Source organism: Synechococcus sp. CS-603, from assembly GCF_977929215.1.
Genome location: NZ_OZ376778.1, coordinates 853236 through 880201, shown reverse-complemented (window position 1 = coordinate 880201; position 26966 = coordinate 853236). Strand labels below are relative to the sequence as shown.

At 66.1% G+C, this 26966-nt stretch carries 22 protein-coding genes and 1 pseudogene; 15 read left to right on the top strand and 8 right to left on the bottom strand.

All coding sequences use genetic code 11. The features are described from left to right. Positions 1–35: 35 nt before the first annotated feature. From ACXMDM_RS04550 to ACXMDM_RS04540, 3 genes are all read left to right on the top strand, one after another. The gene (locus ACXMDM_RS04550; RefSeq protein WP_071800774.1) at positions 36–1481 is read left to right on the top strand and encodes an NADP-dependent isocitrate dehydrogenase; all 1446 of its coding nucleotides are present in this window, start codon (positions 36–38) and stop codon (positions 1479–1481) included. 102 nt (positions 1482–1583) lie between these two features. Then, positions 1584–3554: an acyltransferase family protein gene (locus ACXMDM_RS04545; protein WP_071800773.1), complete on the top strand. Its 1971-nt coding sequence runs from the start codon at positions 1584–1586 to the stop codon at positions 3552–3554. Between the two features lie 5 nt (positions 3555–3559). Then, positions 3560–4981 (top strand): (Fe-S)-binding protein, encoded by a 1422-nt coding sequence (locus ACXMDM_RS04540; protein WP_083544467.1) that lies wholly within the window; start codon positions 3560–3562, stop codon positions 4979–4981. On the opposite strand, the gene ACXMDM_RS04535 is transcribed toward ACXMDM_RS04540, so the two are convergent. The 3 genes from ACXMDM_RS04535 to queG all read right to left on the bottom strand — a co-directional run bounded on the left by ACXMDM_RS04535 (position 4926) and on the right by queG (position 9364). Beyond that, positions 4926–7391: a DNA gyrase/topoisomerase IV subunit A gene (locus ACXMDM_RS04535; RefSeq protein ID WP_259723379.1), complete on the bottom strand. Its 2466-nt coding sequence runs from the start codon at positions 7389–7391 to the stop codon at positions 4926–4928. The genes ACXMDM_RS04540 and ACXMDM_RS04535 overlap by 56 nt on opposite strands. A gap of 78 nt (positions 7392–7469) precedes the next feature. Next, positions 7470–8402: a tetratricopeptide repeat protein gene (locus tag ACXMDM_RS04530; protein WP_071802089.1), complete on the bottom strand. Its 933-nt coding sequence runs from the start codon at positions 8400–8402 to the stop codon at positions 7470–7472. A gap of 26 nt (positions 8403–8428) precedes the next feature. Beyond that, positions 8429–9364, bottom strand: a complete 936-nt coding sequence (queG, locus tag ACXMDM_RS04525) for a tRNA epoxyqueuosine(34) reductase QueG (protein ID WP_071802088.1) — start codon at positions 9362–9364, stop codon at positions 8429–8431. A gap of 95 nt (positions 9365–9459) precedes the next feature. On the opposite strand from queG, the gene ACXMDM_RS04520 reads away from it, so the two are divergent. From ACXMDM_RS04520 to ACXMDM_RS04490, 7 genes and pseudogenes are all read left to right on the top strand, one after another. Further along, positions 9460–10110 (top strand): HpsJ family protein, encoded by a 651-nt coding sequence (locus ACXMDM_RS04520; RefSeq protein ID WP_071800771.1) that lies wholly within the window; start codon positions 9460–9462, stop codon positions 10108–10110. Positions 10111–10180: 70 nt separating this feature from the next. Beyond that, positions 10181–10933 carry a DUF502 domain-containing protein gene (locus tag ACXMDM_RS04515; RefSeq protein WP_071800770.1) on the top strand — a complete coding sequence of 251 codons (753 nt, stop codon included), beginning with the start codon at positions 10181–10183 and terminating at the stop codon, positions 10931–10933. Positions 10934–10962: 29 nt separating this feature from the next. Next, the gene (nusB, locus tag ACXMDM_RS04510; protein ID WP_071800769.1) at positions 10963–11577 is read left to right on the top strand and encodes a transcription antitermination factor NusB; all 615 of its coding nucleotides are present in this window, start codon (positions 10963–10965) and stop codon (positions 11575–11577) included. A gap of 22 nt (positions 11578–11599) precedes the next feature. After that, positions 11600–13174 carry a signal recognition particle-docking protein FtsY gene (ftsY, locus tag ACXMDM_RS04505; protein ID WP_071800768.1) on the top strand — a complete coding sequence of 525 codons (1575 nt, stop codon included), beginning with the start codon at positions 11600–11602 and terminating at the stop codon, positions 13172–13174. A gap of 151 nt (positions 13175–13325) precedes the next feature. Next, entirely contained in the window at positions 13326–14678 is a 1353-nt protein-coding gene (locus tag ACXMDM_RS04500; protein ID WP_071800767.1) for a PP2C family protein-serine/threonine phosphatase, read from the top strand. Positions 14679–14715: 37 nt separating this feature from the next. Continuing rightward, positions 14716–16188, top strand: coding sequence for an argininosuccinate lyase (argH, locus tag ACXMDM_RS04495; protein WP_071800766.1), 1473 nt, complete (start codon positions 14716–14718; stop codon positions 16186–16188). 172 nt (positions 16189–16360) lie between these two features. Then, positions 16361–16636 (top strand): annotated as a pseudogene (locus ACXMDM_RS04490) (RNA recognition motif domain-containing protein); the annotation flags it as partial. A gap of 90 nt (positions 16637–16726) precedes the next feature. Here ACXMDM_RS04490 and dusA read toward each other — a convergent pair. Further along, positions 16727–17731 (bottom strand): tRNA dihydrouridine(20/20a) synthase DusA, encoded by a 1005-nt coding sequence (gene dusA / locus ACXMDM_RS04485; RefSeq protein WP_071800765.1) that lies wholly within the window; start codon positions 17729–17731, stop codon positions 16727–16729. 6 nt (positions 17732–17737) lie between these two features. Between dusA and ACXMDM_RS04480 the strand changes: the two genes are divergently transcribed. Further along, a complete protein-coding gene (locus ACXMDM_RS04480; protein ID WP_071800764.1) occupies positions 17738–19063 on the top strand; it encodes a BaiN/RdsA family NAD(P)/FAD-dependent oxidoreductase in 1326 nt (441 codons plus the stop codon). Here the strand turns inward: ACXMDM_RS04480 and ACXMDM_RS04475 are convergent. The 3 genes from ACXMDM_RS04475 to ACXMDM_RS04465 form a co-directional block, all read right to left on the bottom strand. Beyond that, a complete protein-coding gene (locus ACXMDM_RS04475; RefSeq protein ID WP_071800763.1) occupies positions 19056–20309 on the bottom strand; it encodes a type II secretion system F family protein in 1254 nt (417 codons plus the stop codon). The two genes, ACXMDM_RS04480 and ACXMDM_RS04475, sit on opposite strands and share 8 nt — an antisense overlap. Positions 20310–20319: 10 nt before the next feature. Beyond that, a complete protein-coding gene (locus tag ACXMDM_RS04470) occupies positions 20320–21399 on the bottom strand; it encodes a type IV pilus twitching motility protein PilT (protein WP_071800762.1) in 1080 nt (359 codons plus the stop codon). Between the two features lie 116 nt (positions 21400–21515). Next, entirely contained in the window at positions 21516–23318 is a 1803-nt protein-coding gene (locus ACXMDM_RS04465; RefSeq protein WP_120352773.1) for a GspE/PulE family protein, read from the bottom strand. Between the two features lie 98 nt (positions 23319–23416). Between ACXMDM_RS04465 and grpE the strand changes: the two genes are divergently transcribed. The 4 genes from grpE to rsgA are packed head-to-tail and all read left to right on the top strand — an operon-like array spanning position 23417 to position 26650. Next, positions 23417–24166, top strand: coding sequence for a nucleotide exchange factor GrpE (grpE, locus tag ACXMDM_RS04460; protein WP_071800761.1), 750 nt, complete (start codon positions 23417–23419; stop codon positions 24164–24166). Beyond that, positions 24166–25275, top strand: a complete 1110-nt coding sequence (gene dnaJ / locus ACXMDM_RS04455) for a molecular chaperone DnaJ (RefSeq protein ID WP_071800760.1) — start codon at positions 24166–24168, stop codon at positions 25273–25275. Before grpE ends, dnaJ begins: the two co-directional genes overlap by 1 nt. Positions 25276–25295: 20 nt before the next feature. Beyond that, entirely contained in the window at positions 25296–25610 is a 315-nt protein-coding gene (locus ACXMDM_RS04450; protein ID WP_071800759.1) for a sulfurtransferase TusA family protein, read from the top strand. A 2-nt stretch (positions 25611–25612) separates the two neighbouring features. Further along, a complete protein-coding gene (rsgA, locus tag ACXMDM_RS04445; protein WP_083544465.1) occupies positions 25613–26650 on the top strand; it encodes a ribosome small subunit-dependent GTPase A in 1038 nt (345 codons plus the stop codon). Here rsgA and ACXMDM_RS04440 read toward each other — a convergent pair. Then, entirely contained in the window at positions 26625–26960 is a 336-nt protein-coding gene (locus ACXMDM_RS04440; protein ID WP_071802086.1) for a YbaB/EbfC family nucleoid-associated protein, read from the bottom strand. The genes rsgA and ACXMDM_RS04440 overlap by 26 nt on opposite strands. Between the last annotated feature and the right edge of the window lie 6 nt (positions 26961–26966).

The window sequence follows — 26966 nt, the reverse complement described above, 5'->3', positions numbered from 1 at the left end:
CCTGGTTGCCGCCTCCAACCCCGCTTGACCGCCCAATGGTGATCGCCTCTACCGCCCAGTACGACAAGCTCACCGCCCCCAGCAGCGGCACCGCCATCCGCTTCGAGAACGGCAAGCCCGTGGTGCCCAGCGACCCGATCATTCCGTTCATCCGCGGCGATGGCACCGGCGTCGACATCTGGCCCGCCACCCAGCGGGTGCTCGATGCGGCGGTGGAGCGGGCCTACGGCGGCGAACGCCGGATCGAATGGTTCAAGGTGTTCGCCGGCGACGAAGCCTGCGAGCTCTACGGCACCTATCAATACCTGCCCCAGGACACCCTGACGGCGATCGAGGCCTACGGCGTGGCCATCAAGGGCCCGCTGACCACCCCGATCGGCGGTGGCATCCGCTCGCTCAACGTGGCCCTGCGCCAGATCTTCGACCTCTATTGCTGTGTGCGCCCCTGCCGTTACTACGCCGGCACCCCCAGCCCGCACAAACGGCCCGAGGATCTCGATGTGATCGTTTACAGGGAGAACACCGAAGACATCTACATGGGGATCGAGTGGGCCGCCGATGATCCGGTCTGCGTCGAACTGATCGCCCACCTCAACGACACCGTGATTCCGGCCAACGGCAAGTTGGGCCAGCGCCGCATCCCTGCCGGCTCCGGCATCGGCATCAAGCCTGTCAGCAAGAACGGCACCCAGCGCCATGTGCGCAAGGCGATCCAGCACGCTCTGGGCCTGGAGGGCAACAAGCGCCACGTGACCCTGGTGCACAAGGGCAACATCATGAAATTCACCGAAGGGGCCTTCCGTGACTGGGGCTATGAACTGGCCACCAGCGAATTCCGTGATCAGTGCATCACCGAGCGGGAAAGCTGGATTCTTGGCAACCTGGACCAGGATCCCGGACTCAGTGCCGAGGCCAATGCCCGCCTGATCGAACCTGGCTACGACAGTCTCACCCCGGAGAAGAAAGCGGCGATCGATGCGGAGGTGGACGGGGTGATCGCGGCGATCGGCGCCAGCCACGGCGGCGGCAAGTGGAAACAGATGGTGATGGTCGATGACCGAATCGCCGACAGCATCTTCCAGCAGATCCAGACCCGGCCCCAGGAGTATTCGGTGCTGTGCACCCTCAACCTCAACGGCGATTACATCTCCGATGCCGCTGCCGCGGTGGTAGGCGGCCTCGGCATGGCACCGGGAGCCAACATCGGTGATCACGCCGCGATCTTTGAGGCCACCCACGGCACAGCACCCAAACATGCGGGCCTCGATCGGATCAATCCCGGCTCGGTGATCCTCTCGGGCGTGATGATGCTGGAGTTCATGGGCTGGCAGGAGGCCGCCGACCTGATCACAGCAGGCCTCGGCGCCGCTATCGCTAGTGGCCAGGTCACCTACGACCTCGCCCGACTGATGGAGCCACGGCTGGAGCCGGTGAGCTGCTCAGGCTTCGCTGAGGCGGTGATCCAGCACTTCGACAGCTGAGTCAGGCCAGCCAACCCACCTTGGGTAAGGTCGCACTCCCATGGAACTGCAGCGATCAGGGAGACCCAGCACCAGAGCAGCCGCAAAGGCGAAATCGACGGCTTGCGGGCCGTCGCGATCATCGCCGTCATCGTCAATCACCTGAACGGAGCGCTGTTACCCAGCGGCTTCATCGGGGTTGACGTTTTTTTCGTGATCTCCGGCTATGTAATCACGCGTTCCATCCAGAAGAAGCGAGCCGCCGCCAATCGGGGGGCCTTTCTGCTGGAGTTCTACCGGCGGCGCATTCAGCGGCTGGTGCCGGCCCTGGCGATCTGTGTGGTTGTCACAGCCCTGCTGACCTGCCTGGTGGTTCCCGATCCCACCGCCTCGCTCTGGACCGGTCTTCTGGCGCTGGTGGGCAGCTCCAACGTGTTCCTCTATCAGGAGGCCACGGATTACTTCGGCAGCAGTGGGCTGCTGAACACCTTCACCCAGACCTGGTATCTAGGGGTTGATTATCAGTTTTATCTGATCTTTCCCCTGGCGGCCTGGCAGCTCGGCCTCGGGCGAGCAGGCGCTCCGGGTCGCCGGCGTTTCCGCCTGGCGATGGCCGTCGTGGCCGCGCTTTCGTTCCTGCTGTTCCTGATCCAGAGGCAGCTGGATCCATCCGCCGCCTTCTTCCTGCCAGGCGCCAGGGTCTGGGAACTGGCGCTGGGCTGCCTGCTGGCCACCGCCGGGGAGAGCCAGCGCGGAACTCCGGACCAGGCCAGCGGCATCCGCAACGGGGTGGCCTGGGGGTCCTTGGCCGCCCTGATCGGGGTGACCCTGGCGCCACAGGACGCCGCTCCCATCCCGATGCTGGTCAGCGTGGCGGCCACCGCCGCCCTGATCACAACCCTGCAGCAGGAATCGCCCCTGGGACGGGTCCTGAACTGGCCGCCGCTGCTGCGCCTCGGGGTGATCTCCTATTCGCTGTACCTCTGGCACTGGAGCGTCATTGCCCTCAGCCGCTGGACGATCGGCATCCACGCCTGGAGTGTGCCGTTCCAGCTGCTGCTGATCCTGGGGCTGGCCGAACTCTCCTACCGCTGGATCGAAACTCCGTTGGGCGCCAAGCCATGGGTAACCCGAAGCATCCGAAGCCTCCTGATCGGCTTCGGCATCAATGCCGCCGTTGCAGCCCTGCTGTTGCTGCTGATCAGCGGCGAGCTCGGCAGCTCTCTCTATGCAGGCCAGCGGCCGGCCACGTTGTCGGAGCAACGGCAGAAGCAGCGCATCGCCGGCACATCCATCACATCCTCGGATTGTCTGGTCAACCGCAAGGCACAACCCAAGACCAACCAGATCGGCGCGCTCTTCCGCACCTGCTCGGCTCCGCCCGAGACCACCCAGGGGAGCACCCTCTTCGTGGTCGGAGACAGCCACGCCGCAGCCCTGATTCCCCTGGCCGCTGACCTGCACCAGCAAGGCCTGGGCATCACGCTGCTGGCCAAGGCCGGCTGTCCGTTCCCGGCCACAGCCCACGGCCATCTCGACCCTGGCTGTGCCCGCTTCCAGCGAAAAATTGCCAAGAGGATTCTTGCCGAGGCCCGGCCCGGCGACGCCGTGCTGATCGCGGCCTATCAGCTGAGCCACTTGGGTGGAGATGTGCAGGCCAGCCGTGATGGCTTCCTCGATCCTGCCGGCGAGCCGATCCAAGGCACCAACGCCAAGGTGACGATCTATGCCCAGGCCCTGCAAACGTTCTCGGCCAGGGCCGAGGCCAAGGGCCTGCGGGTGATCGTGATCGGGGCGGGGCCGCGGCTGGTTGGGCGGGACACCTGCCTGCCGGAATGGTTCCGCCCGGGTGACTGGAACCCGGCCTGCCTGGAGGCGCTCCAGCAGGAAGCCGTCAATGCCGAGCAGATCAACACTCAACTGAGCCAATCGCTGCCCGCTGGCGTGCGCTTCATCGATCCGATGCCCTGGATCTGCCCGCAGGGCTGCACGCTCGTCGATCTGCGCAAGCTGCTGGCCGACGACGACCATCTCACCGACACAGCGGTGCGGCGGCTGGAGCAACCGGTGCTGGACGCGAGCCAGGCAAACTGAGAACCATGAGCTGTTCATCTGCCGGCGCCGCTGGAAGCCTCAGCGCCACCGACCCTTGCATCCATTGCGGTTTCTGCTTGCCGAGCTGCGCCAGCTACCGGGTGCTGGGCACGGAGATGGATTCGCCGCGGGGGCGGATCCACATGCTCAAGGCGATCGAAGCTGGAGAGCTGGCCCTCGATGCCACGGTGGCGGGGCATTTCGATTCCTGTCTGGGCTGCCTGGCCTGCGTCAGCGCCTGCCCGTCGGGGGTGCGCTACGACGAACTGATCGAAGCCACGCGGCCGAAGCTGAATGCCCCGGAGCTGCGTAGCCCCTGGCAGAACAGTTTCCGCGCCCTGCTGTTCCGCCTGCTGCCCTACCCCAAGCGCTTGCGGGCCGTGCTGCAGCCGCTGCGGCTTTACGCCGGCAGCCCCCTGCAGGATCTGGCGAGACGCAGCGGACTCACCCGCCTGTTCGGGCCAGAGATCGCGGCGATGGAACGGTTGCTGCCGCCGCTGAGCGCAGAGGCGTTCAGCGATCCCTACCCGCTGGTGGTGCCCGCCACCGGTCCGCGGCGCTATCGGGTGGGACTGGTCTTGGGCTGCGTGCAGCGTTTGTTCGATCCGGCGGTGACCAGCGCGGCGGTGCGCGTCCTCAGCGCCAACGGCATTGAAGTGGTGATTCCGCCCGACCAGAATTGCTGCGGCGCGATGACCCATCACCAGGGAGAGCTGGAGCAGACCCAGGGTCTGGCCAAAGATCTGATCGACTGTTTCGAGGCCGTGGTCGGCGCGGGCAAAGCCGCGGGACCCGAACCCCTCGATGCCGTGCTGGTCACGGCGTCAGGCTGCGGCCACACCCTCAAGAAATACGACGAGCTGCTGGCCGGCAACCCCGCCTGGGCGGCCCGCGCCGGAGCCTTCACCGATCGGGTGGCCGATGTGCAGGAATTCCTCGATCGGGTCGGACTGAGCGAACACTTCGCCGCCCAGCTCCAGCCGCTCCGGCACAGCGACGGCACAGCGGCGACGGCGGAGCGGCCCCTGCGCCTGGCCTATCACGACGCCTGCCACATGATCCACGGCCAGGGCCTGCGCGACCAACCCCGGCGTCTGTTGCGTCAGATCCCCCATGTGCAGCTCCTCGAAGCGGTGGAAGCTGGGGTGTGCTGCGGCAGTGCCGGCATCTACAACCTGGTGCAACCCAACGAAGCCGCCGAGCTGGGGCGGATCAAAGCCGCCGACCTCAGCAACACCGGCGCCGAACTGGCCGTGAGCGGCAACATCGGCTGCAGCCTCCAGATCCGCCAACACATGGGCGGCACAGCCCGCCCGATCGAGGTGCTCCATCCCGTGCAACTGCTGGAGCTCAGCGGCGGGGAGGGAACCTCTAGGCGGGCGACTCGAGCAGCGGCACCAGTTCCTGCAGGATTTCTCCCGGCTTGAGCGCACATGGCTGGCCGCAGCCCGAGCTGCCCTGCCGCTCCAGGTCCGCCACCTTCAGCCGCAGACTGCGCCCGCCCACCATCACGGCCGCCACCACGGCCGCCGTGGCGGCCTGCAGATCCACCAGCACATCGTCGCGGCGCTCGAAGCGCAGGCCGATCTGGCCGAGATCGCCCCGTTCACACAAGCGCAGACTCTTGACCTGCAGGCGCTTGATCTGGCCATGCCGTCTGGCCAGAAGCACGTCGCCATCCGCTGAAACCGAGGCGGCTCCGACGATTGTTTCTCCCGGCAACAAGCGCATCAACACAGGCCCCTGGGCCGTCTTGCCCATCAGCGGCACGGTGGCGTCGTTGACCACAAGGCGCAGCATCCGGCCGGTGCTGCTGGCCACCAGCAGGTCTTCCCCCTCCTGGCACTCGACCACCCGGCAGAGCTCGATCCCGTCCTTGAGCTTCAGCACCGTGGCGGCGCGGCCGGAGAGCTCCAGAAATGTTTCGATCGGCAGGCGCTTGAAGCGGCCATCACTGCTGAGCAGCCCGAGGCTGCCCTGCGGTTTCTTGCCCAGCGGCAACAACTGGCGGACGCCATCACCGCCCAGGCTCTCGGGCAGGAACTTTTCAATGCCGCCGTTCTGCTGGGCGGCGAACTCCCAGCGCAGCATGGCCACCTTGCCCGTGGCACTAAAGGCCAGCAGGGCCGGCTTGGCCGCGATCGGCAGGATCAGCCGGGCTGGGGATGGGTGCTCGCCGATCGGCGCTGCCTCGTCGAGGTGGAGGCGGCCCAGCATCTGGGGACCGAGGATGCGCAGCTGACCGTCGGCCTGAATCAGCAGGCGACCGTCAGGCGGCAGGGCATTAAGGGCCTGCTGGCGCTGCAGTTCGGTGGTAGGCCGAATCGCCGCAGCCCGCTGGGCCACCAGGGCATCACCACCACTGACCAGGCGGGTGCGCCGGGGCGTGGCGAAGCGCTTCTTCAGGCTCCTGAGCTCTACCACCATCGCGTCGAGCAGCGACTGGCGGTCGTCGAGCAGGTGACGCAACCGCTCCCGTTCCTGGGCCAGTTCGCCGGCTTCCTTGCGCAGGCCGTCCTGCTCCAGGCTGGTGAGCCGCCGCAGCGGCATCGCCAGCACCGCTTCGGCCTGGCGTTCCGTTAATTCGAGGTGGACCTGCAGGCTGGCCCTGGCGCTCGCCGCATCCGTGGCCGCCTGGATCCGCTCGATCACCTCAGGCAGGGAATCCAGCGCCCGGATCAAGCCTTCGACCACCTCGAGGCGGTCTTCGGTGCGCTTGAGCGCGTGGCGGGTGCGGCGAATGATCGTGTGCTCCCGATACTCCAGAAAGTGCTGGAGCAGCTGGCGCAGGCTGAGCTGGCGCGGTTGGCCGTCCACCAGGGCCAACAGGATCGCGCCGAAATTGCTCTGCAGGGCGGTGCGGCGCTGCAGCTCGCCCAGCACCTTTTCGGGATCGCCGTCGCGGCGCACCTCCACCACCACGCGCATGCCGTCGCGGTCGCTTTCATCGCGAATGTCAGCGATGCCGCCGATCTTGCCGTCGTTGACCTGATCGGCCAGCTTCTCGATCCAGCCCGCCTTGCTGAGCTGATAGGGCAGCTCGGTGATCACAACGGCACCGCGGCGGTGGCGCCCCTTGCCCGGCTGGATCTCCTCGATATGGGCCACGCCTCGCATCGGGATGCTGCCGCGGCCGTTGAGATAGGTGTCCCGCACACCACTGCCGGTGAGGACCTCACCGCCGGTGGGGAAATCGGGTCCGGGCACCAGCTCGAGCAGCTTGTCATCGCTGAGCTCGGGGTTGCGGATCAGGGCGATCAGGGCCTCCACCACCTCGGCCAGGTTGTGGGGCGGAATGCTGGTGGCCATGCCCACGGCAATGCCGGTGCAGCCGTTGAGCAACAGGAAGGGCAGCAGGGCCGGCAGCACGGTGGGCTCCTGCTGGGAGGCGTCGAAATTCGGCGCAAAATCGACGGTATCGCTGCTGATTTCGTCGAGCAGGCCCTCGTTGGCGATCGGGGCCAGCCGGATCTCCGTGTAGCGCATCGCCGCCGGCGGATCGTCATCGACCGAGCCGAAGTTGCCGTGGCCATCCAGCAGCGGGTGACGGCTGGAGAAGGTCTGCGCCATCCGCACCAAGGCGTCATAGACAGCCTGGTCGCCGTGGGGATGGTATTTGCCGAGCACATCACCCACCACCCGGGCGCACTTGCGGTAGGGCCGATCGGGGGTGAGCCCCAGCTCCTGCATCGCGAAGAGGACGCGCCGTTGCACCGGCTTGAGCCCATCGCGCACATCGGGAAGGGCCCGGCCCACGATCACGCTCATGGCGTACTCGAGGTAGGAGCGCTGCATCTCCTGATGCAGAGCAATCGGCAGAACGCGCTCCTCAGCCATCCGGGTCTGGTGTCTTGGGGCGGAAGGGGCTCAGCCTACAGATCACGTCTGGGTGGGCTGGGCCGGCCTGGGGCTCGCTTACTCGTTCCGGGAGCCCCCCTCGCCAGCCTCTTCTCCAGAATCGGTGCTGCCGGTGGCATTGGCGTTCGCTCGGTCAACGGCACTCTTCAGCTCCGGCTGGCTGAGCAGGGTCTGGGCGCTGAGGCGCAGACGCTCCCCCCAAAGCTGTTCTTTCTGATAGGCATCGAGCACGTAGTTCGGCTCGATCGCCAGGGCTTCGCTGGCCAGCCGCTGGGCCTCTTGGGCGGAACCGCCGCCGGTGTGCAGGGCCGTGGCCAGGGCCAGCATCGGCTCAGCGGCCGTTGCATTGATCTTCAGGCAACGGCGCCAGCGCTCGATCGCCTGGTCACGCCGGCCCAGCTCGTAGAGCACCAGGCCCTGGTTGTTGATCGCCTCCCAGAAGTCTTTGCGCAGCTCCGAGGCGCGCCCGAAGGCGGCCAGGGCACCGTTGGGATTGCTCAGCAGCAGGTGGGCGTTGCCCAGATCGAAGTAGGCGCCGGCGTTCTTTCCATCGAATTTCAGGCCCTGTTGCAGGAGGCCGACTGCCTGCTCCGGTTGGCCTTGTCGCAAGGCGATCGAGCCCTGGGCGAACCAGATGCCGGGATTGCGGGGGTCGAGCTCCTTGGCCCTGGCCAGGGAAATGCTGGCCAGGGCCGGATTGTCGCTGCGCAACTGCGCCTCGGCCAGTAACACCCAGCCCCGGGGATCGTCCGGCAGCAACTGGACCGTGAGGCTGGCCAGCCGGGCCGCATCTTCGGCCTGGCCGAGACGCAACAGGCGAGAGGCGGCCTGGGCAATGCCTAAACCAGCAGATTCCAGTTCCTTGGAACTGGGCAAAAAGGTGTAGGGAACCAGGGCACGCGCCGCCGCGGCCGGCAGCACAACCCCGGCCATGGCCAGACTCAGGGCCAGGGGCGCAGCCGCCAGAGTTTGCATCCAGCGCGGTGCCATGGCTGCCATTCGTTTCAGAATTCAGCCTAGGGGCCGAAACCGCCGCGGCCAGCCAGCAGATTGCGGCGCCACATCCAGGGCTTGATGCGGCGCAGGGCGGAGGCCCGCAGTTGACTGTCCCAGTGCTGATCGCTCCAGCCCAGGGCCTCCTCGGCCTTCAGATCGAGCATCCACGGCTTCGGTTGCAGATCGGGATCGCTGCTGCTGATCAAAGGCTGGTGGTTCCAGGGGCAGACGTCCTGACAGATGTCGCAACCGGCCACCCAAGGGCCCATCGCGGCGCTGATCTCCGCCGGCAAGCGCGCATCGCGGTTCTCGATCGTGTGAAAGGCGATGCAGCGGCGGGCATCCACCACGAACGGTTCGGCAATGGCGCCGGTGGGGCAGGCATCGATGCAGCGGCTGCAGCTGCCGCAGAGGGGTTCGGCCGGAGCATCGGCCGGTAACTCCAGGTTGGTGAGCAGGTGGCCGATCAGGAACCAGGAGCCCCGACGCCGGTGGATCACGTTGCCGTTCTTGCCGATCCAGCCCAGACCAGCCTGCTCGGCCCAGGCCTTGTCCAGCAGCGGTGCGCTATCGACGCAGACACGCCAGCGCACCCCCGGCCGCTGACGCTCCAGCCAGCGGCCCAACCGACGCAAGCGGCCATCGATCAGCCGGTGATAGTCGCGGCCCCAGCCGTAGCGCGCCACCGCCAGGCTGCCTGGTGCCCGCTCCACGGCCACGTGGTAATTCAGCCCCACCGCCAGCAGGCTGGTCACCCCCGACAGCAGGTCCTCGATCCGCTGTCGCCTGGGGTCGGCCATCCAGGTCATCGTGGCCTGATGGCCTGCCGCCAGCCAGCGTTGCAGCGAGGCGGTGCGCAGCTGCAACCTCTCCCCGCCTGGCACGGCGGCGATACCGACCGGCTCAAACCCCAGGGCAGCCGCTTCCCGCTTCAGAGCCAAGGCCAGGGCCGCCATCGATTCTGTGGCGCCGCCGGGGGCACTGCTGGCTGGCCGGGGCTGGGGGGGCTCCGAGCTCATCCGTAAAGTTCCCGTACACCATTCATTTTGTTGTGACCACTGCAACCTCCGGACGTCTCGGCTATCTGCTGCGTTGGCTCGGCCTCACTCTGGTCGTGCTGCTGCTTTTCCAGGTGATGGCCGTCGCCGCCCTTGGCAACTGGGACGAGCCGGCCTTCGTTCAGGTGGTGCTGGAGCGGCTGATCAGCCAGGCGCCCATGGCCTTGGTGGGACTGTTATTGATGCTGTTCGGCTCCCGCCTCGACCATCCCGATCAGACACGCACACCGCTGCGCTGGCTGGTGATGGCGCTGGCCGCCGTGCTGGCCGTCGCCCTCGCCGTGGCGGTGCCATTGACGATCACGGGTGACGGAGAGCTCACGACCCAGAACGAGCAGGCCCTGGCCGCCCGACGCAGCCAGTTCGAGATGGCCAAGCAGCAGAGCGAGAATCCGGAGGTGATCCAGCAACTCGTCCAGCAGGCCGAACAGGCCGGACAGGTTCCAGCCCAAGCCACCCCCGAGCAGAAACTTGAGGCGGCGCGCGGTTTCATCGACCGCCAGCTCCAGCAGATGGAGCAGCAACTCCAACAGGAGGAACGGGCCAGCGGCATTGCCGTGAACCAGCGTCTCTACGGAGGCACGGCAGCCGCGATCGCCCTGACCATCGCCTTCACCCTGGTGGCCCTGGCCGCTGTCCTGTAAGGAACACTCCAGTCGATGGCTGGCTAAGTTGGTGCCAGTTTTCTGAACGCCGGTCTGCCGGACTCCACCGTTGGTTGAATCGAGTCCGAGATCTGATCAACTCCTGGCAGGGCGCTTGCGGCAGGACCTCAAGAACGATCTGATCGCCGGGCTTCTGGTGGTCATCCCCTTGGCGACCACGATCTGGCTGGCGACCACGCTCAGCCGTTTCGTGCTGGCCTTTCTGACCACGATTCCGAAACAGTTCAACCCGTTCAACACCCTCAATCCGCTCCTCCAGGACCTGATCAACCTGGGAGTTGGCCTGTCGGTGCCGCTGCTGGCCATCCTGCTGATCGGTCTGATGGCGCGGAACATTGTTGGGCGCTGGCTGCTTGATTTCGGCGAGGGAACCCTGCAGCGCATTCCCCTGGCCGGCTCCGTCTACAAAACCCTCAAGCAGCTGCTCGAAACCGTCTTTCGGGACAATTCCACCCGCTTCCGTCGGGTTGTATTGGTGGAATACCCGCGCGAGGGGCTGTTTGCGATCGGCTTTGTCACCGGGGTAATGGGCGCAGCCCTGCAGAGCGGATTCCCCGAACCCATGCTCAGCGTGTTCATCCCCACGGCACCCAACCCCACCACCGGCTGGTATGCGGTGGTGCCCGAACCTTCCGTGCGCGACATCGACCTCTCGGTTGAAGAAGCTTTCCGCACCATCATCTCGGCGGGGATCGTCAGCCCCGATGATGATCGCGCCGGCAAGGCCAGCCGCAGTTTTTCCAGCCTTCTGGCCCAGTTGCGCGCCCCTGTCTTCTCCTCCACCCCCCCGACCAAGGCCTGAGTCCGCTCAAGCCCTTCCCTAACCTCTTGATGCAGAGTCGATCCGTCTCCCGAGAACTGGCCCTGCTGATGCTCGGCCAGATCAGCGACCGCCTGCCGCCGGCCGATCTTCCCCTCGACCACCTGCTGCGTCAGGCCCTGGCCAGCCTCAATCAGCACGTGCGTGAAACGCTCGACAGCTCGGAACTGGAGTTGCAGAACGCCCAGCAGCAACTGCTCGACAGCGAACTGATCGATGGCGAAGCCCAGATCCCCCGGGTACGCGAACACCTGCGCAACGGTCTGGCCCATGCCGAGCAAGCCCTCAACCGCCTCTCGGCGAGCCTGGAACTGCCTCGCCTGCTGATGCTCGCCGATCAGGAGGAGATCCGTCGCGGAGCCCTCGATCGGGCCCGGGCCGTGCTGGAACGACGCGACGATCTCGATCAGCGCCTCGATGGCGTGATGGAGGGCTGGCGCCTGACCCGGCTGCCCCGCATCGACCGCGACATCCTGCGCCTGGCTGCTGTCGACCTCTACAGCTTTGGCACGCCAGCGGCGGTGGCCTGCAATGAAGCGGTGGAGCTGGCCAACCGCTACAGCGACGACCAGGGCCGGCGGATGATCAATGGCGTCCTGCGGCGTCTGATCACCACGGCCGCCTGAACTCCGCGCTCCTGAGCAAGCCATGGTCTTCGACTGGTTCAAACGAAGAGCTGCCCCAGCTGCGGAGCCTGCAAGTCCTGCCGATCAGGCTGAGCCGGCCAGCCCCGAGCCAAGTCAGATAGCCAAGCAGGCCAGCCAGACAGCCGTGGAGGCACCCTCCCAGGCCGCCCCGCTGGCCGCGCCGGCGCCGCTAGAGCCAGAGCTGGCGGCTGGGGGAGTTGATCAGGACGCCCTCGACTGGGCGCGCCAGGCCTACGCCCGACTCAAGGCCGAGCAACAGGCCAAGCAGGAACCCAGCCCAACCCCTCCAGCCGCTGAGCTGGCCCCAGAACGCACGGGCGCTCTTCCCCCGCAGCAGCCTCCCCAATCCACCCAGCCCGCCAGCGCCGAGCCAGACCAGAAACCTGCGACCGGTCTGTCGCTCCTGGAGCAGGCGGCGGCGGCGCGTCAGCAACGCCAGTCCGAGCTGCAGGCCCCAGAACTCCTGCCAGACCCGATTGAACCCGGGGCCTCCCAATCCAGCACTGCTGTTCCCAGCGCCAGGCCAGCCGCCACCACCGGAGCGGAAGCCCCCCAACTCCAGCTGGGCAGCTTCGATGCCGAGTTCAGCTGGTCGGCCGAGGTGCTGGCCGCCCAGGGGCGCCGCGTCGATCAGGTGTCGCTTGAGGAGATCGACTGGCTGAGCCGGCTCCGCCGTGGGCTGGAGAAATCCCGCCAGGGCTTTGTCTCCCAGTTGCTCGACACCCTCGGCGATGACCCACTCACGCCCGAGGTTCTCGACGATCTGGAAACCCTCCTGCTGCGGGCCGATGTCGGGGTGCAGGCCACCGATCAGGTGCTGGAGGCCCTGCGCCAGCGGCTCAACATCGAGGTGGTTGATCCTGCCGAGGGCTTCCGTTTCCTCAAGGAGCAGCTGCGCGGCCTGCTGGAGCAACCGATCACCGCCAGTGGCCAGAGCCTGCTGGCCCCCCAGCGGGATCAGCTCAATGTCTGGCTTTTGGTGGGCGTGAACGGGGTCGGCAAGACCACCACCCTGGGCAAGCTGGCCAACCTGGCGGTGCGCAGCGGTTACAGCTGTCTGATCGCCGCCGCCGACACTTTCCGCGCGGCCGCGGTGCAGCAGGTCACGGTCTGGGGAGAGCGCAGCGGCGTGCCGGTGATCGCCAACCCCAGCGCCAACGCCGATCCCGCCGCCGTGGTGTTCGATGCGATCGGGGCCGCCCAGGCCAAGGGCACCGAACTGGTGCTTGTCGACACGGCCGGCCGGCTGCAGACCAAGCACAACTTGATGGAAGAACTGGCCAAGGTGCGGCGCATCATCGACCGGCTGGCGCCTTCGGCGGCGGTGGAATCGCTGTTGGTGCTTGATGCCAGCCAGGGTCAGAATGGCTTGCGCCAGGCGATGGCCTTCGCGAGCGCCGCCGGCCTCACCGGCGTGGTGCTCACCAAGCTCGACGGCAGCGCCCGCGGCGGCGTGGCCCTGGCGGTGGCCTCGGAAGCCGGTCTGCCGATCCGCTTTGTTGGCGCCGGCGAAGGCATTGGTGATCTGCGGCCGTTCAACAGCTTCGAATTCGTTGAAGCGCTGCTGGCGACCTGAGCCACCAGGTGAACGCAGCAGCCTCAGGGCCCCAAATAAACCTTGCTAACCTGCGCGACCCAAGGGGTGAGCCCCGTTGAGCCGAGCGCCGTCGCCACGGGTGCCACCCCCGCCGCCTCGGCCGCATCCCTCGCTCACGGCAACGGCCTCGATGCGCCAGCTGCTCGAGAGCCTCAGCCGGGAACAAAGCCGCAACCAGGAACTCCTTGCCTCGCTTGGCTTTGCCTTGCGCAGTTTCACCAATCTGAATCGGTTTCTGGAGCTGGTGCCACTGGTGAGCGCTCGCTTGGTGGGAGCCGAGGGCAGCCTGCTGGTGCCGTTCCATGCCGATGGGCGCCTCTGGAAGGAGCAGTTCCAGGCCTCGCCGCCGGAGCGCAGCCACGACCTGCTGCGACAGCTGATCAGCCTGGCCGATCAGCCAAGGGCCCATCACTCCCCGGCGAATCAACCCCCAGTGGAAGGAGCGGCAGAGGAAGCCGTGGCCCTGCGGCTCGATCGGGACGTCGGCATGTTGCTGGGTGAGACCCAGGTGTTCGGCACCTCGGTCGTGGCCCGCAACCACCCGTGGGGACGGCTGTACGTGTTCGGCTCCAGCCAGGGCCTGAGCTGGAGCGACAGCCATCGCCGTCACATCCAGCTGGTGGCCGACCTCACCGCTGTGGCCATCGAGAGTGAATGGCTGCAGGAGGACAGCCGCCGCCATGAACGGCTCGATCGCCAGCTGAGTACGGGCGCGGAAATCCAGGCCCAGCTCCTGCCCAACGATTGCCCGGTGATCGAGGGGATCGAGCTGGCAGCCCATTGCCGGCCGGCCTTCCAGGTGGGCGGTGACTACTACGACTTCATCCCGACCCACCCCCAGCATTTCGGCCGTCAGCGGGAAACCTCGCCCTGGGCCCTGGTGATGGGCGATGTGATGGGCAAGGGTGTGCCGGCCGGCCTGCTGATGACCCTGTTGCGCGGCATGCTGCGGGCCGAGGTGCTCAGCGGTCTGCCGCCCGATCGCATCCTCCACGACCTCAACGCGCTGGCCCAGGAAGACCTGGCCCATTCGCATCGGTTCGTGACGCTGTTCTATTCCGATTTCGATCCACTCACCCGGGTGCTGCGCTATGCCAACGCGGCCCACAATCCACCACTGATCTGTCGTCGCGAGGGCTACCGGGTCGAGCGGCTCGATGCCCCCGGCCTGCTGATCGGCCTGCAGCTCGAAGCGGACTATGGCTGCCAGCAGGTGGTGCTCGAACCCGGAGATGTCATCCTCTATTACACCGATGGGGTCAGTGAAGCCGCCGGCCCGGGCGGGGAGCGCTTCGATGAAGACCGGCTGATCCAATGCCTGCAATCCGCCAGCCGGTCCGGTCTGCCTGCCCAGGGCATCCTTGATCGCCTGTTCGCCCGCCTGGATCGCTTCGTCGGCGCTGGCCACCAACTCGATGACGATGCCTCGATGGTGGTGCTGAAAGTGCGCGACGAAGTGAGGCTTCCCTTCCTGCCCGGCTGATGCGTCAAGCTGAGCCCCAGGGCCGCAACGGAGTTGGATGGAAGGGGAGATTTCCTCAGCGGAGGCAGGGCTGAGCACTGGCAGCGGAACCACAGGCAGCAGCAGCGGCTGGAGCGACCGCTTCGAGCAGGGCCTGCATCCGGCGATCGAGCGCTTCAATGCCTCGATCGGCTTCGATCTCGCCCTGCTTCCCCAGGATCTCGATGGCTCGATCGCCCATGCCCGCATGCTGGGCCGTTGCGGTGTGATCAGCCTCGCTGAGGCCGACGGCCTGATCGCCGGGCTTGAGGCGGTGCGGGCCGAGGCGGCCGCCGGCAGCTTCAACCCTGGCCTGGAAGCGGAGGACGTCCACTTCGCGGTGGAGCGACGCCTGATCGAGCTGCTCGGCCCGCTGGGCAAGAAGCTGCACACCGGCCGCAGCCGCAATGATCAGGTCGGCACCGATCTGCGCCTCTGGCTGCGCCAGAAGATCGACGGGATCGATCAAGGTCTGGAGCGCTTCCAGCTGGCCCTGCTGCTGCAGGCCGAAGCCCACACCGACACCTTGATCCCCGGCTACACCCATCTGCAGCGGGCCCAGCCTCTCTGCCTGGCCCACCACCTGATGGCCTACCTGGAGATGGCCGAGCGCGACCGACAGAGGCTGGCCGACGTGCGCCGGCGGGTGAACATCTGCCCCCTGGGCGCCGCGGCCCTGGCCGGCACCCCCGTCCCGATCGACCGGCGCCAGACCGCCGCCGAACTGGGGTTTGAAAGCCTCTACGCCAACAGCCTCGACGCGGTCAGCGATCGCGATTTCGCCGTCGAATTCAGCGCCGCCGCCAGCCTGATCCTGGTGCACCTCAGCCGCCTGGCTGAAGAGGTGATCCTCTGGGCCAGCGAGGAGTTCAGCTTCGTGCGGCTCACCGACCGTTGCGCCACCGGCAGCAGCCTGATGCCGCAGAAGAAGAACCCGGATGTGCCGGAGCTGGTGCGCGGCAAGACCGGGCGGGTGTTCGGCCATCTCCAGGGCCTGCTGACGATGATCAAGGGCCTGCCCCTGGCCTACAACAAAGATTTCCAGGAAGACAAGGAAGCCCTCTTCGATGTGGTCCGCACCACCGAAGATTGCCTCGAAGCGATGGCGATTTTGATCGAGGAGGGCATCAGCTTCCGCCCCGAGCGGCTGGAGCAGGCCGTGGCGGCCGATTTCTCCAATGCCACCGATGTGGCCGATTATCTCGTCGCCCGGGGGGTGCCGTTCCGGGAGGCCTACCAGCTGGTCGGCGGTGTGGTGAAAACCTGCCTGGGCGAAGGGGTGCTGCTGCGCGACCTGCCCCTGGAGCGCTGGCAGCTGCTGCATCCGGCCTTTGCCGCCGACCTCTACGCCGCCATCGCCCCGCGCCAGGTGGTGGCGGCCCGTCGCAGCGAAGGGGGCACCGGATTTGCCCAGGTGAAGGAGCAGGTTCGCCTCGCCCGCGTGCGGCTCGGCCCCGGGACCACTGGCGAGCAACCACCGATCAGGGATTGATTCTTAAATCTTTGATCCAGAACCTGCTGGCTTTGCAGATCGGCCTTAAAATCATCAGACGATGAATCTGGATAATGAATTTGATTGAGGAATTCATATTTTTGAGTCAGCTTTATTTCGCTTCGCAGCAGCATTTTGCATCAACTGCTGATCTATTCAATCCCTTCCTGTCGTGAGTATTTTCGTAGGTAATCTTCCCTTTCATGCAGAGCAGAGTGATGTAGCCGAACTGTTTGCTCCTTTTGGCGCCATTGCCAGCTGCAACCTGCCTGTAGAGCGGGAAACCGGCCGCAAGCGCGGTTTCGCCTTTGTCGAGATGGCGGAGCCGGCCAGCGAAAACCGGGCCATTGAGGCCCTGCAGGCCGCAGAGCTGATGGGTCGTCCCCTGCGCATCAACAAGGCGGAGCCCCGGGGAGCCGCGCCGCGCCCTGAGCCGGTGGATGGAGGCCCCCGTCCGCGCTACCAGCGCGGCAGCGTGGGCTGGGAAGACCGCAGTCGCCCCCTCTGAGCAAGCCGTGAAGGCCGGTGGCGAACCGCCTTAGAGGCCTGCTTGCTCCAGCGTCACAGCGGCCTGCTCCAGCACTTCGGGCCCGGCCGTTCGCACACCAGCGGCCTCCCCCAGCTGACGCCGCCAGTGGCGGGCACCAGCCACACCTTCCACCAAGTGCACCAGGTGACGGGCGATCGGCCAGAGCCGGCCGCCGCCCTCACACCAACGGCTGACGTAGGGAATCAGGCCGCGCAGCACCGCCGAGGCCAACGCGGCCTGGTGGTCAGCCACCCCGAACAGTTCCCGATCCACGCTCCCCCAGCGCAGCGGGTGGTCATAGGCGGCACGACCCACCATCACCCCATCCACATGCGGCAGCTGGGCCTGACAGTCGGCCAACTCCAGCAGACCGCCATTGAGCTCAAAGAGAAGCTCCGGTCGTTCGCGCTTAAGCCGGTGCACCAGGTCGTAACGCAACGGCGGAATCGTGCGGTTCTGCTTGGGATCAAGGCCCGAGAGCCAGGCCTTGCGGGCATGGACGCTGAAGCGGGCGACGCCGGCGGCAGCCAGGGTGTCCACGAAGGCCAGGAGTTCGGCGTAGGAATCCTGGTCGTCGATGCCGATCCGGTGTTTCACCGTCACCGGCAGGGGCCCCTGGGCCATCGCCTCGACGCAGCGGGCCAGATGGGCAGGCTCAGCCATCAGGCAGGCGCCGAAGCGCCCCTTCTGCACCCGCTCGCTTGGGCAGCCCACGTTCAGGTTGATCTCGTCATACCCCCAGGCCGCTGCCAGTTGGGCCGCTTCGGCGAGCAGGCGGGGATCGTCACCGCCAACCTGGAGGGCGAGGGGCTTTTCGCAGGGGTCGAAATCCAGCAGGCTGTCGCGACGGCCGTGGTGCAGGGCCTGCGCCACCACCATCTCGGTGTAGAGAAGGCTGTGGCGAGTGATCTGCCGCATCAACACCCGGAAGTGGCGATCGGTGCAGTCCATCATCGGCGCCACACTGAAGCGATACGCGGCTGTCGCCGTCGGCTGACCGTGCCCCTCTCCCATCCACCCATGCTGCCTTTTGATCAGTCCCTGGTGGTGGCCGGCGGTGGTCCGGCCGGCTACATGGCTGCCATCACAGCAGCGGAGAGGGGGCTCAAAGGAGTCTTGCTGCTTGAAGCCACCCTGCAGCCACTCGGCAAGGTCCTGATCAGTGGTGGTGGCCGCTGCAACGTCACCCATGGCTGCTGGGATCCGCGAGCGCTGGTGGGCCATTACCCCCGGGGCAGCAAGGCCCTGCGCGGAACCTTCAGTCGCTTTGCCGCCGGCGACACCCTGGCCTGGTTTGCCAGCCGCGGCCTGGAGCTGGTGGAAGAGCCCGATGGGCGCCTGTTCCCGCGCAGCAACCGTTCCAGCTCCGTGGTCGCGTTGCTGGAAGCGACGGCCGCCGCCGCCGGGGTCAGCGTCTGGCGCGGCGCGGCCCTGCGGGGCGCCCAGCCCCTGGAGCAGGGGGGATTTGAGTTGCAATTGCGCTTGCCGGCCCACAGCCAGGAGCGCGGCCAACAAGCCCAGCTGCGCAGCCGCCGCTTGCTGCTGGCCACCGGCGGGCACCCCAGCGGGCGGGCACTGGCAACCCAGCTGGGCCATGGGGTGGTGGCTCCGGTGCCTTCGCTGTTCACCCTGGCGCTGGACGCCAACCCCCTAGCTGAGCTCAGCGGCGTTGTCATGGACCCGGTGGGTCTGGAACTGCTACTGCCAGGCCAGCGCTTCGAGCAGCAGGGAACGGCCCTGATCACCCACTGGGGCTTGAGCGGCCCGGCCACCCTGCGGCTGACCGCCTTCGCCGCCCGTGCCCTCAAAGAGCAGAACTACCACGCCCAGCTGCGGGTCGACTGGAGCGGCGGCAGGCCCGCCGCCGAGCTGGAGGCGGCCTTCAGCTCGGCCCGGATCGAGCAAGCCAAGCGGCTGCTGTGCAACTGGCGCCCGTGGCCGGAACTGAGCCGGCGGCTTTGGATCCATCTGCTGGAAGCCAACGACGTGAGCGGGCAGAAGCGCTGGGCTGACCTGGGCCGCAGCGAGCAACGGCGCCTGATCACGGCCCTGCGCGCCAGCTGTTATGCGGTGAGCGGCCGCGGCCCCTTCGGCGAGGAATTCGTCACCGCCGGTGGAGTGAACCTGGGGGAGGTGACGATGGCCACGATGGAGAGCCGCCTGCAACCTGGGCTGTTCTTCGCCGGGGAACTGCTCGATATCGACGGCGTGACCGGTGGGTTCAATTTTCAGCATTGCTGGACCTCAGGCTGGCTGGCCGGCCAGGCGATTGCGGCAGCGGCTGCAACTGAGGCGGTGGCAGCGGTGCCTACAGGAAAGTTGCCAACCCGGGAAACGCCTACCTGATCTTGTCGAAAACCGAGAACATCGGCATGTACATGGCCAGCAGAATGGCCGCCACGATGACGCCCACAATCACGATCATGGCTGGCTCCAGCAGGGCCGTGAGCGCTTTTGCCGTGGATGCAACCTCATCTTCGTAGAAATCGGCAACCTTGGAGAGCATCTTGTCCATTTCACCGGTTTCTTCTCCCACTTCCAGCATGCTCAGTGCCATGTCTGGAAAGACGGATTTTCGGGCGAGCGCCTCACTCAAGGGAATCCCGTTCTGGAGTTCCTGACTTGAGAAGGCGATTGCATCAGCAATAATCGCATTGCCGACCGTATCGCGCACAATTTCAAGGGCCGTGAGAATCGGAACACCCGCCTTGCTCAAGGAACTGAACGTGCGGCAGAACTGAGCCGTGGAGGTTTTCAGAATCAGATCGCCGAACAGGGGAAGCTTCAGCAATGCAGCGTCAACCCTGCGGCGGCCAGTCGGGGTTTTGTAAAAGCCACGCAACAACCAGGCCGCCAGAATCAGGGCACCGATCAAATAGATCGAAAACGGTGAGCGCAACAACGCACTGATGCCAACCATCATCTGGGTGAACCAAGGGAGTTCGGCACCGAGCTGATCGAAGATCGTCGCGAACGTGGGGATCAGGAAGATCGTCATCCCTAGGAACACGGCCACCGCGATAACCAGAACGGCGACCGGATACCCCAAGGCTCCCTTGATCTGATTCTGCAGTTTGGCATTTTGCTCCAACAGAATCGACAATCGTTTGAGGGTTTCATCGAGGACACCACCCGTTTCTCCCGCTTCAATCATCGCCACACTGAGCCGATCAAAGACCTTGGGCCACTGGCGCATCGCACTGCTGAGGCTTTCGCCCTGGCTGATGTTCTGGCTGATCGCCTCCAGCGATCGCCGAAACAGGGGCTTCTTCTGCTGATTGGCCATCAGCGTCAGGCTGCGCACGATCGGCACACCCGAGTCGATCAGCACCGCGAGCTTGTTCGCGAACAGCGCCTTGTCCCGAACGCTGGGGCTGGCCTCGAACACTTTGCCGAGGTCGAGCTGGAGTCGATGGCCCGGCTTGCCTTTGGCGGCCAAAGCGGAGGAACTGGCCGTGAGCGGAACAATCGAGCGAGCCAGGATGCCGCGACGCCGCAGATCCCGTTTGGCACTGACCAGGTCGTGCGCCGTGACCCGGAGTTGCTTGGTGACTCCTCGGGGTGTGGTGAAGGTGGCGAGGAAGGCGGCCATGGCGATCCGCTCAGCGCTGGCTGCTGATCAGGCGGCTGAGCTCGTCGGGCCTGGTGGATCGGGAGCGGGCCTCATCGAAGCTGATGGCACCCTCGGCGACCAACGCGGCGAGGGCCTTCTCCAGGGTCTGCATGCCGAACTGGCCGCCGGTCTGGAGCTGGGAATAGATCTGAGCTGTTTTGCCTTCCCGGATCAGGTTGGCTACAGCCGGTGTGTTGACCATGATTTCCTGGGCCATCACCCGGCCGAACGCATGGCCACTGGGGTCGCTGCGCAGGCAGAGGGTCTGGGCAAAGATCGCCGCGAGGCTGCCGCTGAGCTGGACCCGTACCTGGGTCTGCTGGTTGGAGGGAAACACGTCGACCATCCGATCCACCGTCTGGGCGGCGGAGCTGGTGTGGAGCGTGGCGAAAACGAGATGACCGGTTTCGGCGGCCGTGATCGCCAACTGAATCGTTTCGAGGTCGCGCAGTTCCCCCACCAGGATCACGTCGGGATCTTCACGCAACGCTGCTCTGAGGGCATTGCTGAAGCTCTTGGTGTCTTCGTTGAGCTGGCGCTGATGAATCAAGCTGCGATCACTCTGATAGACGAACTCAATCGGATCTTCAATCGTCAGAATATGCTTAGAACTCGTGTGATTGATCTCATCAAGCAGCGAAGCCAGGGTGGTGCTCTTGCCGGAGCCGGTCGGCCCTGTGACCAGCACAAGCCCGGAAGGTCGTTTTGTTGTCTCGATCACAACGGCAGGCAGTCCCAGCTCCCCAGCAGCCGGGATCTTGCTGCTCAGAGCACGAAGGCAAGCAGCGTAGGACCCATTCTGGCTATAGACATTGACGCGAAATCTGGCGATATCACGAAGGCCATAGGCGCAATCGAGCTCCCAGGTCTGCTCTAGGTGCTGGCGTTGCCCATCGTTGAGAATCGAGAAGATCATGCGATTGCAGTCGTCCTCTGAGAGCCTGGCGGCCTGCATGACCCGCAGTTCCCCATTGAAGCGGCCGAAGGGGGGCTGGCCAGCACTGAGATGGAGATCGCTGCCTTTCTCCTGGATCAGCTGCCCCATCAAGTCTTGAATCTGCAGCTCCATTGGCTTGTTTTAACGAAAGAATCGCTCAGGATCTAGAGCTGAATCCAATGGATCTCCTGATCTCCCCGCCAGTCCAATACTGCAGCCGAGCCACTGGTCAGGCACTTGGCACAAGATCAGGCCCTTGGCGCGAGGCAGTAGGGGCATTCCAGCCACTCACTCCTGAGGCCAGCTCCGCAGCCCTGGCAGGTCAAGGTGGTGAGAGCGCGCAAACGGCGCTCGGATTCCAGTTCGGTATCCGTGAGCAGCATTCGTTCAACTTCTTCCAGGGTTGTGTATCCCCTCCTGACCAAATCCAGGCCATAACCGAGCAAGGTTTTCATGCCTGAATCCAAGGCAAGTCGGCGGATCACATCCGTACTGGCCCCCTGGGCGATTGCGGTAGACAGGGCCTCATTGATTCGTAGCACCTCATACACTCCGACCCGTCCCTTGTATCCCCTTCCTTGGCAAGTTGGGCAGACAGACTGTTCGGCATTGGGGGAATGATTGGCCCGATAAAAAGTAATCGTTTCCTCCTGGCTGGCAAACAAGCCGAAATGGCCCAGGTCTTCTTCGCTGGGGTGGTAACGGCTGCGGCAGGTCATGCAGAGCCGGCGCAGCAACCGCTGCGAAACGATGCCCAGCAGGGAGGCGCTGACCATGAACGGCTCCACGCCCATGTCCTGCAGGCGAGCGATCGCACTCGGCGCATCGTTGCAATGCAGGGTGGTCAGCACCAGATGTCCCGTCAGGGCGGCCTCGATCGCCGTCTTGGCAGTTTCACCATCGCGGGTCTCGCCCACCAACAGCACGTCGGGGTCCTGGCGCATAAAGGCCCGCAGGGCCGTGCTGAAGTCATAGCCCTTGTCCCGATTCACCTGGGTCTGGGTGATTCCCTTGAGCATGTATTCGATCGGATCTTCCACCGTCGAGATGTTGATGCCCGGTTCGTTGCGCTCCGAGAGCAGGGCATAAAGGGAGGTGGACTTGCCCGATCCGGTCGGTCCGGTGACCAGAATCATTCCGAACGGTTTGCAGCCAAGGGCCCGCACCTGGGCCAGGGCAGCGGGTTCGGTAATCAAGGCATCGAGGCTGAGCTGGGTGCTGCTGCTGTCGAGCAGCCGCAGCACCACCTTTTCTCCCCAGCGGCCCGGCAAGGTGCTGACCCGCAGCTCGATGCGGCGGCCCTTGTACATCCGGCGGATGCGCCCGTCCTGGGGCATGCGGCGCTCGGCGATATCCAGCTCGGCCATGATCTTCAGCCGGGAGGTGATCGCTGGGATCAGCCGTTTCGGCAGTTGTTCCAGGGGGTGGAGCACCCCGTCCTGTCGAAAGCGGATCTGCAACCCATCTTCCTGTGGCTCTACATGGATGTCGCTGGAGTCGGTGTCGAGGGCCTGGATCAGGATCCGGTTCACCAGGCTGATCACCGGTGAGGACTGTGGGGCCGAGAGGTTGGCCTCCAGATCCAGCGTGGCGTCCCGGTCTTGGTCGTCCGGCACCTCGGTCTGCTGATCCTCGAGGCTGAGGTCATCGAGCAGCGAAAACCGGCTCACGGCAGCGGCCGGTGCGGGGGGGAGGCCCGGGTTGGCCGGCCTGGGCGCCCGTTCAAGCTGGCGTTGCGCCATCCGCTCGGCCAGCACGGTATCGATCTCCTGCTTCAGAGCGAAGCGGAACTCGATCTGAAGCCCGCCTTTAGCGACGGCCGTTGCCAGGGCGTTGCGCTGCTGGGCCTCCCAATTGGCCGGCACCGCCACCACCAGGCTCTCGCCGAGCTGCTGCAGCGGCAGGCAGCTGTGCTGCTGCCAGCCACGGGCATCGATCGCCGCGCAGGCCTCGATCGCCCGCCGGTCCGCCTGCTGCAGCTCACCGATGCGGAGCAGCGGCTCTTCGCGTTCCGTGGCATTGGGGACCGGTCCGTGGCTGGAACGCGTCATGGCCGCTGGGGGTGTTCAGGAGGTGCGGGCTTCCGCCGCTTGTGGGAGGCACGCTCTGGCGTCCAACATGTCTAGGAGCGATTGGCGGTTAAGTCAGCATGAGTGGAGAAGCCTCACCCATTGGTCGGGAACCGTTCGCCGAGGCGGATGCCCTGCAAGATGGCCATCCCCAGACGATCGATTCCCCCGTTGTAGCCGGGGGTGAACAACCCGCAGGCGGCTCTCAGAGTGATCAACAGGGCAAGCCTGCGGGTGGCCCAGATCCTGCGGAGGAGCCAGGCGCGGACCGGGGCAGTGGCGCCCCCAGCGCCGCTGAGATCGCCCAGGAGCTGGCTGCCCTGCGCCTGGAACACGACACGGTCCGAAGCCAGTACATGCGGATCGCCGCCGACTTCGACAATTTCCGCAAGCGCCAGAGCCGGGATCAGGAGGATCTGCGTCTGCAGATCACCTGCTCCACCCTCAGCGAAATCCTGCCGGTGGTCGACAATTTCGATCGCGCCCGGCAGCAGCTCAATCCCCAGAGCGAAGAAGCCCAGGGCCTGCACCGCAGCTATCAGGTGCTTTACGAGCAGCTGGTGAAAGTGTTCAAGCAGCTGGGGGTGGCCCCGATGCGGGTGGAGGGGGAAGTGTTTGATCCGATGCTGCACGAGGCGGTGCTGCGCGAGCCCAGTGAGCGCTACCCCGAAGACTTCATCGTCGAAGAGCTGCAGCGTGGGTACCAGCTCGACGGACGGGTCCTGCGCCATGCTCTGGTGAAAGTGTCGATGGGTCCAGGCCCGACGACGGACCCGGCCGAGCCCAACGCAGGCCAGGACAGTTCAGCCGGAGATGGGGCAACACTCTGATGGCCGACTACTACGACCTGCTGGGGGTGGGGCGCGATGCCGATGCCGACTCACTCAAGCGTTCCTACCGACGTCTTGCCCGTCAGTATCACCCTGATGTGAACAGGGATCCCGGGGCCGAAGACCGCTTCAAGGAGATCGGTCGGGCTTACGAAATCCTCAGCGATCCCCAGACCCGCGCCCGCTACGACCAGTTCGGTGAGGCCGGCGTCAGCGGCGGCGGGGCGCCGGACATGGGCGATGTGGGCGGCTTCGCCGACCTGTTCGAAACCTTCTTCAGCGGCTTCGGTGGCGGGGCCCAGGGCGGCGCCCCCCGTCGCCGCGGCCCCCGCCAGGGCGACGACCTGCGGCTCGACCTCAACATCAGCTTCAACGAAGGGGTGTTCGGCCAGGAGCGTGACGTCCAGATCCGCCACCTGGAAACCTGCAGCACCTGCTCTGGCTCGGGCGCCAAGACCGGCAGCGGCCCCACCACCTGTGGCACCTGCGCAGGAGCCGGCCAGGTGCGTCGCGCCACCCGCACCCCCTTCGGCAGCTTCACCCAGGTGGCCCCCTGTCCCAGTTGCGAAGGCAGCGGCCAGGTGATTGCCAACCCCTGCGGCGATTGCGGCGGCCAGGGGGTGCAGCAGGTGCGCAAGAAACTGCGGATCACGATTCCAGCCGGCGTCGATTCCGGCACCCGCCTGCGGGTCAGCAGTGAAGGCAACGCTGGCCAGCGGGGTGGCCCCCCTGGCGATCTCTACGTCTACCTGTCGGTGCAGGCCCACGACAAGCTGCACCGCGAAGGCATCCACATCCACTCCGACGTGGCGGTGAACTATCTCCAGGCCATCCTCGGCGACAAGATCGAAGTGGACACCGTGGATGGCCCTGAAACCATGGAGATTCCGGCCGGCAGTCAACCTGGCGCCGTGCTCACGCTCAGCGGCAAAGGGGTGCCGCGGCTGGGCAATCCCGTGGCGCGAGGCAATCACCTGATCACGATCAAGGTGCAACTTCCCACCAAGGTCAGCAGCCATGAACGGGAGCTGCTCGAACAACTGGCCGGACACCACTCCGACAAGGGGCATCCCCACAAGAGCGGCCTGTTCGGAGGCCTGTTCGGTTAGGACCGTTGCAGCGGCACTGAATGGCGGTGGACAAGGGGGTGGATGAAAAGGTGGACGGTCCAGAGTCCCAAAGACAGGTTGATCCTGAGGCCAGCGTCGACCTGCGCGGCACCCCCTGCCCGGTCAATTTCATTCGCAGCCGCCTCAAGCTGGAAACCATCGCGCCTGGCGCCTGGCTCCAGGTGGACCTCGATGGCGGCGAGCCCGAGCGGATGGTGAGCGAGGGCCTCAGATCGGAAGGACACTGGGTCGAATCCAGCCCTCTGCAGAACCCGATCAGCGCCGCCGAGGCCCCCGCAGCGGTGCGGTTACTGATCCGCCGCGACGGCGCCTAGGCGTGGTCGTCTCCGGCCTGGTGGTGGCCCTGCAGGCCAATTTCTGCCAGGTGCAGCTGGATCTCCCGGGCCCAGGAGCCATCCAACGGCTGCTCTGCATCCGGCGGACCCGCCTCGGCAAGACCGGCCTGCAGGTCTGCGTGGGTGATCGGGTGGAGCTCGACGGCATCGACTGGCCAGCCAGGCGGGGTGCCATCGCCCAGGTGCGGCCACGCCAGAGCCTGCTCGAGCGCCCGGCCGTGGCCAACTGCGACCGGGTGGTGATCGTGGTGGCCCTGGCCGAGCCCGATCTCGATCCGCTGCAACTCAGCCGCTTCCTGCTCAGCGCCGAGGCGACCGGCCAGGCGGTCGAGCTGGTGTTCTCGAAAGCCGATCTGCTGGCCCCGGAGGCTGTGCTGGCCTGGACAGAGCGGGCCGCAGGCTGGGGCTACCAGGCCTTGAGTGTGAGCCTGTCCACGGGGGAAGGGCTGCTCGCCCTGCGCCGCCAGCTCGCCAGGCCAGGCCTGGCCGTGCTCTGCGGGCCGTCGGGGGTGGGCAAGAGCAGCTTGCTCAATGCCCTGATCCCCGACCTGAGCCTGCGGGTGGCGGCGGTGAGCGGGAAGCTGCAGCGGGGGCGCCACACCACCCGCCATGTCGAGCTGTTCCCGCTGGGCCCCGGTGCCCTGCTGGCCGACACGCCCGGCTTCAACCGCCCGGACCTTCCCGCTGATCCCACCCGGCTGGCCGCCCTGTTCCCGGAGCTGGCCCCAGCCCTGGCCGAAGGCGGCTGCCGCTACAGCAATTGCCTGCACCAAGGCGATCCGGGCTGCCGGGTCGGCACCGACTGGGACCGCTTCGCGATCTATCGGCAGTGCCTGCAGGAGCTGGGCGAATCCCGCGCACCAGCAGCGAGCCGGCAGCCGGCGGGCCAACGGCCCGAGCTCAGAATCGACCGGCGGCGGGAGTCATCGCGGCGGCGCCTGTCGCAGCAGGGGGAAGCCCAGGAGCGCGACCGCGACGAGGCCCCCAGCGAGCTCATCCCCCCAGCCCCGGCAGGCTGAGGCCGCCGGTGAGCTCCTCCATCCGCTCCTTCATCGTGGCCGTGGAGCGGTCGTAGGCGGCTTTGAGTGCCTCGAACGTGGCCGCTTCGGTGACAGCGGCACCTTCCGCCACCAGCTCCGGCGCCAGGCGCACCCGCAGGGGCTGCTGGTTGCCTGAGACCCAGACACTGGCGCGGCCATCGGCACTGGTGCCTTCCAGCTCCATGGCATCGAGCTCGTCCTGGAGTTTCTGGGCGTCTTGCTGAATCTGCTGGGCCTTGCGGAAAGCCTCGGTCAGTTGTCCGAAGTTGGGAAGCCCGAAGCCGGCCATGCCTGA